This window comes from Mycobacterium sp. NAZ190054, assembly GCF_001545925.1.
Lineage (GTDB): Bacteria > Actinomycetota > Actinomycetes > Mycobacteriales > Mycobacteriaceae > Mycobacterium.
The window spans coordinates 1-7,396 of record NZ_LMVQ01000185.1 but is presented as its reverse complement, the minus strand read 5'-3'; the positions used below and the strand labels follow the sequence as shown (position 1 = coordinate 7,396).

General features: G+C 69.8%; 7 protein-coding genes. 4 read left to right on the top strand and 3 right to left on the bottom strand.

The features are described 5' to 3' along the window. Positions 1-430: 430 nt before the first annotated feature. Complete coding sequence (locus tag ASJ79_RS14455; RefSeq protein ID WP_067956271.1) at positions 431-1,882, bottom strand: NAD(P)/FAD-dependent oxidoreductase; 1,452 nt, start codon at positions 1,880-1,882, stop codon at positions 431-433. A gap of 263 nt (positions 1,883-2,145) precedes the next feature. On the opposite strand from ASJ79_RS14455, the gene cobG reads away from it, so the two are divergent. The 3 genes from cobG to ASJ79_RS14440 all read left to right on the top strand — a co-directional run bounded on the left by cobG (position 2,146) and on the right by ASJ79_RS14440 (position 5,054). Beyond that, on the top strand, positions 2,146-3,258 hold the full coding sequence (cobG, locus tag ASJ79_RS14450) for a precorrin-3B synthase (protein ID WP_067956270.1): 1,113 nt from the start codon (positions 2,146-2,148) through the stop codon (positions 3,256-3,258). A 77-nt stretch (positions 3,259-3,335) separates the two neighbouring features. Beyond that, the gene (locus ASJ79_RS14445) at positions 3,336-3,950 is read left to right on the top strand and encodes a TetR/AcrR family transcriptional regulator (protein ID WP_067956273.1); all 615 of its coding nucleotides are present in this window, start codon (positions 3,336-3,338) and stop codon (positions 3,948-3,950) included. Between the two features lie 15 nt (positions 3,951-3,965). Continuing rightward, on the top strand, positions 3,966-5,054 hold the full coding sequence (locus ASJ79_RS14440) for a phosphotransferase family protein (RefSeq protein WP_067956268.1): 1,089 nt from the start codon (positions 3,966-3,968) through the stop codon (positions 5,052-5,054). 7 nt (positions 5,055-5,061) lie between these two features. Here ASJ79_RS14440 and ASJ79_RS14435 read toward each other — a convergent pair whose 3' ends face one another. Next, complete coding sequence (locus ASJ79_RS14435) at positions 5,062-5,811, bottom strand: SDR family NAD(P)-dependent oxidoreductase (RefSeq protein ID WP_067956267.1); 750 nt, start codon at positions 5,809-5,811, stop codon at positions 5,062-5,064. Between the two features lie 34 nt (positions 5,812-5,845). Between ASJ79_RS14435 and ASJ79_RS14430 the strand changes: the two genes are divergently transcribed. Beyond that, positions 5,846-6,259, top strand: a complete 414-nt coding sequence (locus ASJ79_RS14430; RefSeq protein ID WP_067956272.1) for a F420-dependent biliverdin reductase — start codon at positions 5,846-5,848, stop codon at positions 6,257-6,259. Positions 6,260-6,265: 6 nt separating this feature from the next. On the opposite strand, the gene ASJ79_RS14425 is transcribed toward ASJ79_RS14430, so the two are convergent. Continuing rightward, on the bottom strand, positions 6,266-7,396 hold a 1,131-nt coding region (locus ASJ79_RS14425; RefSeq protein ID WP_369803679.1), incomplete at its 5' end, for a M24 family metallopeptidase.

Here is a 7,396-nt window from a genome sequence, read left to right as displayed (position 1 = left end):
AGCCGTTCTCGTCCAACGACGATGCCACCGAATTCATCACCAGCGATACCTACGGCGAATTCTGATCGCTGCTAGTCCACTTAAGCAGATAAGCAGTACAAACTTTCGAACATGCCACCGACGCTACCCCACCCCACCGACAGGACCGCGCACCAATTTCCTGACCGGAAGGCGGCGTCCCGCGTGCCGATGCGCCGGCGGCCCGGCTCAGCCGTGCCAGCGGCCGTACCAGGTCTGCCGGTACGGCGTACCGATCACGGCGACGAGCACGGCGATGAATGCGGTGAAAACGATGAATGCCAACATTGCCATTCCTTCCAACCTTCCCGCGTCCGACGCGGGTTTCGATAGGCGGAACGGTACCGCCGGTACCAGGTGGAAAGAGCGTTCTGTAAGTGACGAGACTGTCCGCCCGACGAAGTGACGACTGTCACACCGCGGCGGTGCGTACCTCGAAATCGCTCAGCCGCGGTGAACGCATCAGCTCGGTGTATCGGGATGCCTCCCAGGGGAACAGTTCGGGCAGCCCGTCCTTGCCGAGATACCAGCTGCGGCAGCCTGTGGTCCACACCGTTGCCGGCATCGCCGCTTTCATCGCGTCGTTGTACTGCGTGGTGGCGGCCACCGTGGGCGCAGCCGAAAGGATTCGGCCTGAACGCAATTGGTCAATCCACCACATGACGTAGTCGGCCTGCTCCTCGGCGACGGGCACCAGCGAGTTGTTCCCGACCGGGGCGTGGGGACCCATGAGCATGAACATGTTGGGAAACCCGGGAACCGCGACGGCCCGGTAGGCCGTGGGCCCGTCGGCCCACACCTCGTCGAGCGTGCGGCCGTCCTCGCCGGAGATGGTCAGCGGCCGAACATAAGCGTGGAAATCGAACCCCGTGGCCAGTACCAGGAGGTCCACCTCGTGCAGTGTGCCGTCAGCGGTGACCACGCCCCGCGGTTCCACTTCCACGATCGGATCGGTGACGATCTCGACGTCCGGCTTCTGGACCGCCCGGTAGTAGTGGCCCGCGAAGACCATCCGCTTGCACATCGGTTGGTCCTTCGGCGTGAGCTTCTTCTTGAGCTCCTTGTCACGCACCGACAACCGGAGATTCCAACGACACTGCGTCTGATAGAGCCACCGCTGCCAGCCCGGCCGCACCGGCGCGACGCCGAAGATCGAGCGGACGAAGCCGCCCCAGAACCAGTACCCGAGACTGTTGAGCCACTTCCACCGGCGCAACGCGGTTTTCGTGCGCTCGGACACCCTGAGGTTGGGCCATGGACAGATCCATTGTGCCGTGCGTTGAAAGACCGTGAGGTGCTTGACGACACCGCCGAGTTCGGAGGTGATCTGCACGCCGGTGGAACCGGTGCCGATCAGCCCGATCCTCTTGTCGGACAGGAAAACCGAGTGATCCCAGCGCGACGAATGGAACATCGGTCCGGCAAAGGTGTCCAGCCCTGGGATGTCGGGATGACGCGGTACGCGCAGGAACCCGGTCGCGGTCACCAGCACGTCGAACTCCTCGACACCGGCGGAGGTCGTCACCCACCACGTGCCATCGCGGAAACGGGCCTCGGTGACGTCGGCACCGAAGCGGATGTGCCGACGGATACCCCGTTCGGTGGCGAACTCGCGGAAGTACTGGAACACCTCGGGTCCCGTAGGCATCAGGTGCGACCACTCCGGGTTGGGACGGAACGAGTAGGCGTAGTAGCGCGCCGGCACGTCGCATGCCAGGCCCGGATACGTGTTGTCGCGCCAGGTGCCGCCGACCTCGTCAGCCTTCTCGAAGACGGTGAAGTCCTCGACGTCCGCGTCCTGCAACTTCGCGGCCATGCACAGACCGGACATGCCTGCGCCGATGATCGCCACCCTGATCCCCATGCCGACCCCCTCGGAGCAGGGCTGACGTTACTCCGGCCGCCCACCCGCCATGGTCGAATCACTCGACTATCCGGCCGATTCGGCCATGTCCACTCCCTGATTCGATCTCGGCGGGCCGCGTCGGCGGCCCTCATGTCGAAACCTACGAACGCGGACCGGCCGGGTCGTGGGTAGTCGGCTACGTGAATCACCGGCACCGGCACGCTCGACTACGCGGCCTGCGCCCCAGCCGCAGGCGCGGCGGCGCCGAGTACCGTGGACGGGTGGTCAGGACCAGGGACGACGACGCGTGCCCCGGCGCGCTGCAGACCCATTCCGCGGCCGACGGCGAACTGGCCAGGGTCCGGTTGCCGGGTGGGGCGATCGCGGCCGCCCAACTGGAGGCGGTGGCTCAGGCCGCAGCGGATTTCGGCACGGCGACACTGGAACTGACCTCCCGGGCCAACCTGCAGATCCGGGGCATCCGCGACACCGGCGCCGTCGCCGGACTGCTCGCCGGCGCCGGCCTGTTGCCGTCGCCGACCCACGAACGGGTGCGCAACATCATCGCCTCACCGCTGTCGGGCCGTCGCGGTGGAGTGTGTGACACCAGGGCTCTGGTCGGCGCATTGGATTCGGCGCTGCAACGTGATCCCGAACTGGTCGCGCTGCCGGGCCGGTTCGTGTTCGGTATCGACGACGGCCGCGGCGACGTCTCCGGTCTCGGCGCGGACGCCGGCGTCCACGTGCTCGACGACCGCACCGCGGCAGTGCTTCTCGCCGGCCGTGACACCGGCGTGCGAATCCCGCTGAACCATGCGGTGCCCGAATTACTGCTCCTTGCAAAGCGTTTCATCGCGATGCGCGGAACCGCTTGGCGGGTCCGGGAACTCGACGACCCCGCGGAGCTGCTCGGTGACCACACGCCGACAGACCGGCCGGGCACCACGTGGTCTGCGTCGATCCGGCCCCCGGTCGGCTGGATCGACCAGGACGACGGACGCGTCGCGCTCGGCGCGGCGGTGCCGCTCGGTGTGCTCGATGCCCGGGTGGCGCGATACCTGGCCGCCGTCGAGGCTCCTCTGGCGGTGACGCCGTGGCGGTCGATGCTGGTGCTCGACCTGGACGAGGCGGTCGCCGACGTCGCGCTGCGGGTGCTCGCGCCCCTCGGGCTGATCTTCGACGAGAACTCGCCGTGGCTGTCGGTGTCGGCGTGCACCGGCAGCCCCGGCTGTGCACGCTCGGCCGCCGATGTGCGCGCCGATGCCGCAGCGGCCGTGAACGATCGCGACATCGCAGCTCACCGGCACTTCGTCGGCTGCGAACGGGCGTGCGGCAGCCCGGGACACGGTCAGATACTGGTCGCGACCTCAGCCGGCTACCGGGCCCGCGACTGACGCCCTGACATCCGTCTCGCATCGTTGACAGTCGTCAGAATTGCGAGTTAGGGTCGCGCGTGCAGCGAGGTCTTCCGGTGCGGTCGCCGACCGACCGGCGTCAGCCGCAGAAGAGCGACCTGCGGCGCAGCGCGATCCTGGAGTCGCTGGACCACCATCTGCGCGAGTCCGGCTTCGACGGCCTCAACATCGCCGACGTGACCCGCCGGGCCGGTGTCACCCGGTCGGCGTTCTACTTCTACTTCGAGAACAAGGCCGCCGCGGTGGCCGCGCTGCTGGAACCGATGTACGAGGACGGATTCCTGGCCAGCGACCTGCTCAGCAGCACGGCGCAGCCGCCGCGCACCCGCATCCGCGGGATGCTCGAAGCGCTGCTCGACGCCGTCGATCAACACCGCTACCTGTTGCAGGCGATGCTGGACGCCCGCGGGTCCAGCGCGGCGATCCGCGAGGTCTGGGACGACGCCCGGGAGTCCTTCGTCCCGCCCGTCGCCGCGATGATCACCGGCGAACGCGCCGCCGGCCGCGCCCCGGCCGGGGCCTCCGCCGAGGTGATCGCCGGCCTGCTGCTGGAGTTCAACGATCGTCTGATGGAGCGCTACACCATGGGCGGCCGGCTCAGCAGAACCGAACTGCTCGAAGGCGCCGAGACGATCTGGTTGCGCACGATCTACGCCGGCGCCGTCGGCTAGCGAAAGGCGGTCCACATGACGATCCCCCGCAGCCCTGAGGACATCACCGCCGCGTGGCTGGGTGCGGTGCTGGGCACCGACGTCAGCGTGGTCGACGTCGTCGCCATCGGCACCGGCCAGACCGGCGCCACCTACCGGGTCACCGCCACCTACCCGGAGGGCGCCCGATCACCTTCTGCCCCGGCCACTTTCGCGGTGAAGCTACCCGCCCAGGACGACGAGGTGCGTGAGCGCGTCGCGTTGGGCTACGTGTCCGAGGTGGACTTCTACACGTCCATCGCCGCCGACGTGGCCATCCCCGCGCCGGGCTGCTTCCACAGCGAGATCTCCTCCGACGGCCGGGACTTCGTGCTGGTGCTGGCCGACATGGCGCCCGCCGAGCAGGGCGACCAGATCGCCGGATGCACCCCGGCCGAGGCCGAACTGGCGGTCGAGGCGCTGGCCGGGCTGCACGGCCCGACCTGGAACGACCGCCGGTACTTCGACCTCGCGTCGATCGTGATGCCCAAACCGGGCGACGAGGCCGCAGCCAAGGGTATGGGCGACGTCGCGGTGATGGCGGCCGACATCACGCTGGACAAACTCGGCGCGTCGGTCAGCGCCGAGGACCGCGACACGCTGGTCACCTCGATGGGCCTGGTGACCCCCTGGCTGCTCGCGGTGCCGGACCGCTTCTCGCTGATGCACGGCGACTACCGGCTCGACAACCTGCTCTATGACCCGGACCGCACACGGATCACCGTGGTGGACTGGCAGACCCTGGGCCTCGGCCTGCCCAGCCGGGATCTGGCCTACTTCACCGCGACCAGCCTGCTGCCGGAAACCCGCGCGACCGTCGAACGGGGACTGGTCGAGCGCTACCACGCCGCGCTGCTGGGCCACGGCGTCACCGGCTACGACGTCGAGACCTGCTGGCACGACTACCGGCTCGGGGTGCTGCAGGCGCCGCTGATCACCGCGCTGGGCACCGCGTTCGCGTCGTCCACCGAACGCGGCGACGAGATGATGCTGACCATGCTGCACCGCGGCTGCCGGGCCATCCGCGAGCTGGAGTCGATCGACCTGGTCAGGTCGTATCAGGCGTCCTCGCCGACCACGGTCTGACCGGCGGTCACCGCGGCAGCCTGCGCCACACCGCGCGCGGCATCATCCTGAACGCGAACGCCAGCACCGCCAGCGGCGCGGGGATCCACACCGTGGCGCGCCCCTTGCGCAGCGCCCGCGCCGTCGCATCGGCCACCTGCGCCGGGGTGCTCGACAGCGGGGCGGGGGTCATCCCGTGGGTCATCCTGCCGATCACGAAACCAGGCCGCACCACCAGCATCCGCACCCCGGTGCCGTGCAGCGCGTCGGCCAGGCCGCTGCAGAAGCCGTCCAGGCCCGCCTTGGCCGACCCGTAGACGTAGTTCGCGCGGCGCACCCGCACGCCGGCCACCGACGAGAACACCACCAGGGTTCCCGTCCCGGCCTGGCGCATCCGGGCGGCCAGCACCGTCAACAGGCTCACCTGGGCCACGTAGTCGGTGTGCGCGATCGCGGCCGCATGCGCGGCGTCCGTCTCCGCGCGCGCCTGATCCCCGAGGATCCCGAACGCCAGCACGGCGACACCGATCGGACCGTGCTCGGCGACGATCGCGTCGACCAGTGCGGGGTGTGAGGCCAGATCGTCGGCGTCGAAGGCCACGGTCCGCACCGCCACCGCCCCCGCGTCCTCCAACGCGGCGATCTCGTCGTGCAGCTCGTCGGGCCGGCGGGCGGCCAGCACCACCGTCGCGCCCGCCGCCAGCCGCCGCGCCAGTTCCACCCCGATCTCGCTGCGCCCGCCGAAGATCACCACCGGTGCCGCGTTCGTGTCCTTCACGGCGCCGATTATCGCCTGCGCTAGCGTGGACCCGATGGCCAAGGCGACGACCCGACTGACCGACGACGCGCTCGCGTTCCTGTCCGAGCGCCACCTCGCGATGCTCACCACGTTGCGGGCGGACGGGTCCCCGCACGTGGTGGCCGTCGGGTTCACCTTCGACCCCGCCACGCACATCGCCCGGGTCATCACCTCGGGTGGCTCGCAGAAGGCCGTCAACGCCGAGCATCGCGGGGTCGCGGTACTCAGCCAGGTCGACGGTGCCCGGTGGCTGTCGCTGGAGGGCAAGTCGACGGTGCGCACGGGCATCGACGCCGTCCGCGACGCCGAACTGCGCTATGCGCAGCGCTACCGCACGCCGCGCCCGAACCCCAAACGGGTCGTCATCGAGGTGCGCGTCGTGCGGGTGCTCGGGTCCTCGGCGCTGCTCGACCGCGGCGAGGCCTGACCCCGGTCACGGCACCGGCACCACGACGAGGTCGTGCGGCCGGTTGTTCACCGACTCCGCGCCGTCGCCGGTGACGATCACGATGTCCTCGATGCGCGCCCCCCACCGGCCCGGGAAGTAGATGCCCGGCTCGACGGAGAACGCCATCCCCTCCTGCAGCGGCAGCTCGTTTCCCGCGACGATGTAGGGCTCTTCGTGCACCGACAGCCCGATACCGTGCCCGGTCCGGTGCACGAACGCCTCCGCCAGTCCTTCGGCGGCCAGCACGTCGCGAGCCGCCGCATCCACCTGTTCGGCGGTCACCCCCGGCCGGACGATCTCGACCGCGGCGCGCTGAGCGCGCTGCAGCACCGAGTACCGGTGCGCCACCTCGGGGTCGGGCTCACCGATGCTGTAGGTCCGGGTCGAGTCGGAGTTGTACCCGGGGTCGTAGGGGCCACCGATGTCGACGACGACGATGTCGCCGACGCGCAGCTCCCGGTCCGAACACTCGTGGTGCGGGTCCGCACCGTGCGGACCAGACCCGACGATGATGAACGCGACCTCCGAATGGCCTTCTGCGACAATCGCTTCGGCGATATCGGCCGCGACGTCGGCCTCCGTCCGGCCGGGCACCAGGAACTCCGGGACCCGCGCGTGGACACGGTCGATCGCCGCGCCGGCCTTGCGCAGTGCGTCGACCTCGGCCCGGTCCTTGACCATCCGCAGCGTGCGCAGCACGTCGGTGGCCAGCACCGGCACCTCGCCCAGCACCTCGGCCAGGGGCAACAGGTGCAGCGCCGGCATCGAATCCGTGACCGCGACGCCGAGCGGGACCGCACCCGGGAACGCGTCGGCCACGAGCCGGTACGGATCGTCGCCGTCGACCCAGTCCCGCACGGCCACACCGAGTTCGGGCACCGCGGAGTCCTTCAGCGCGGCGAGCTCGAGCTTCGGCACCACGATCGTCGGCTCCCCGGCCGCGGGCAGCACCAGCGCGGTCAGCCGCTCGAAGGTCTGCGCCCGGGAGCCGAGCAGGTACCGCAGGTCGTATCCGGGCGTGATCACCAGCCCCGCCAGGCCGGCGTCCGCGTTTGAGGATCTGCAGGTCGGCGGCGACCCGGCGGCGGATGCCCGGGCGCTGGATCTTGACCACGA

Excerpts from the sequence above, each read along its gene's own strand:
- ASJ79_RS14455 (WP_067956271.1), bottom strand. The coding sequence starts at position 1,882 with ATGGGGATCAGGGTGGCGATCATCGGCGCAGGCATGTCCGGTCTGTGC.
- ASJ79_RS14440 (WP_067956268.1), top strand. The coding sequence starts at position 3,966 with ATGACGATCCCCCGCAGCCCTGAGGACATCACCGCCGCGTGGCTGGGT.
- ASJ79_RS14430 (WP_067956272.1), top strand. The coding sequence starts at position 5,846 with ATGGCCAAGGCGACGACCCGACTGACCGACGACGCGCTCGCGTTCCTG.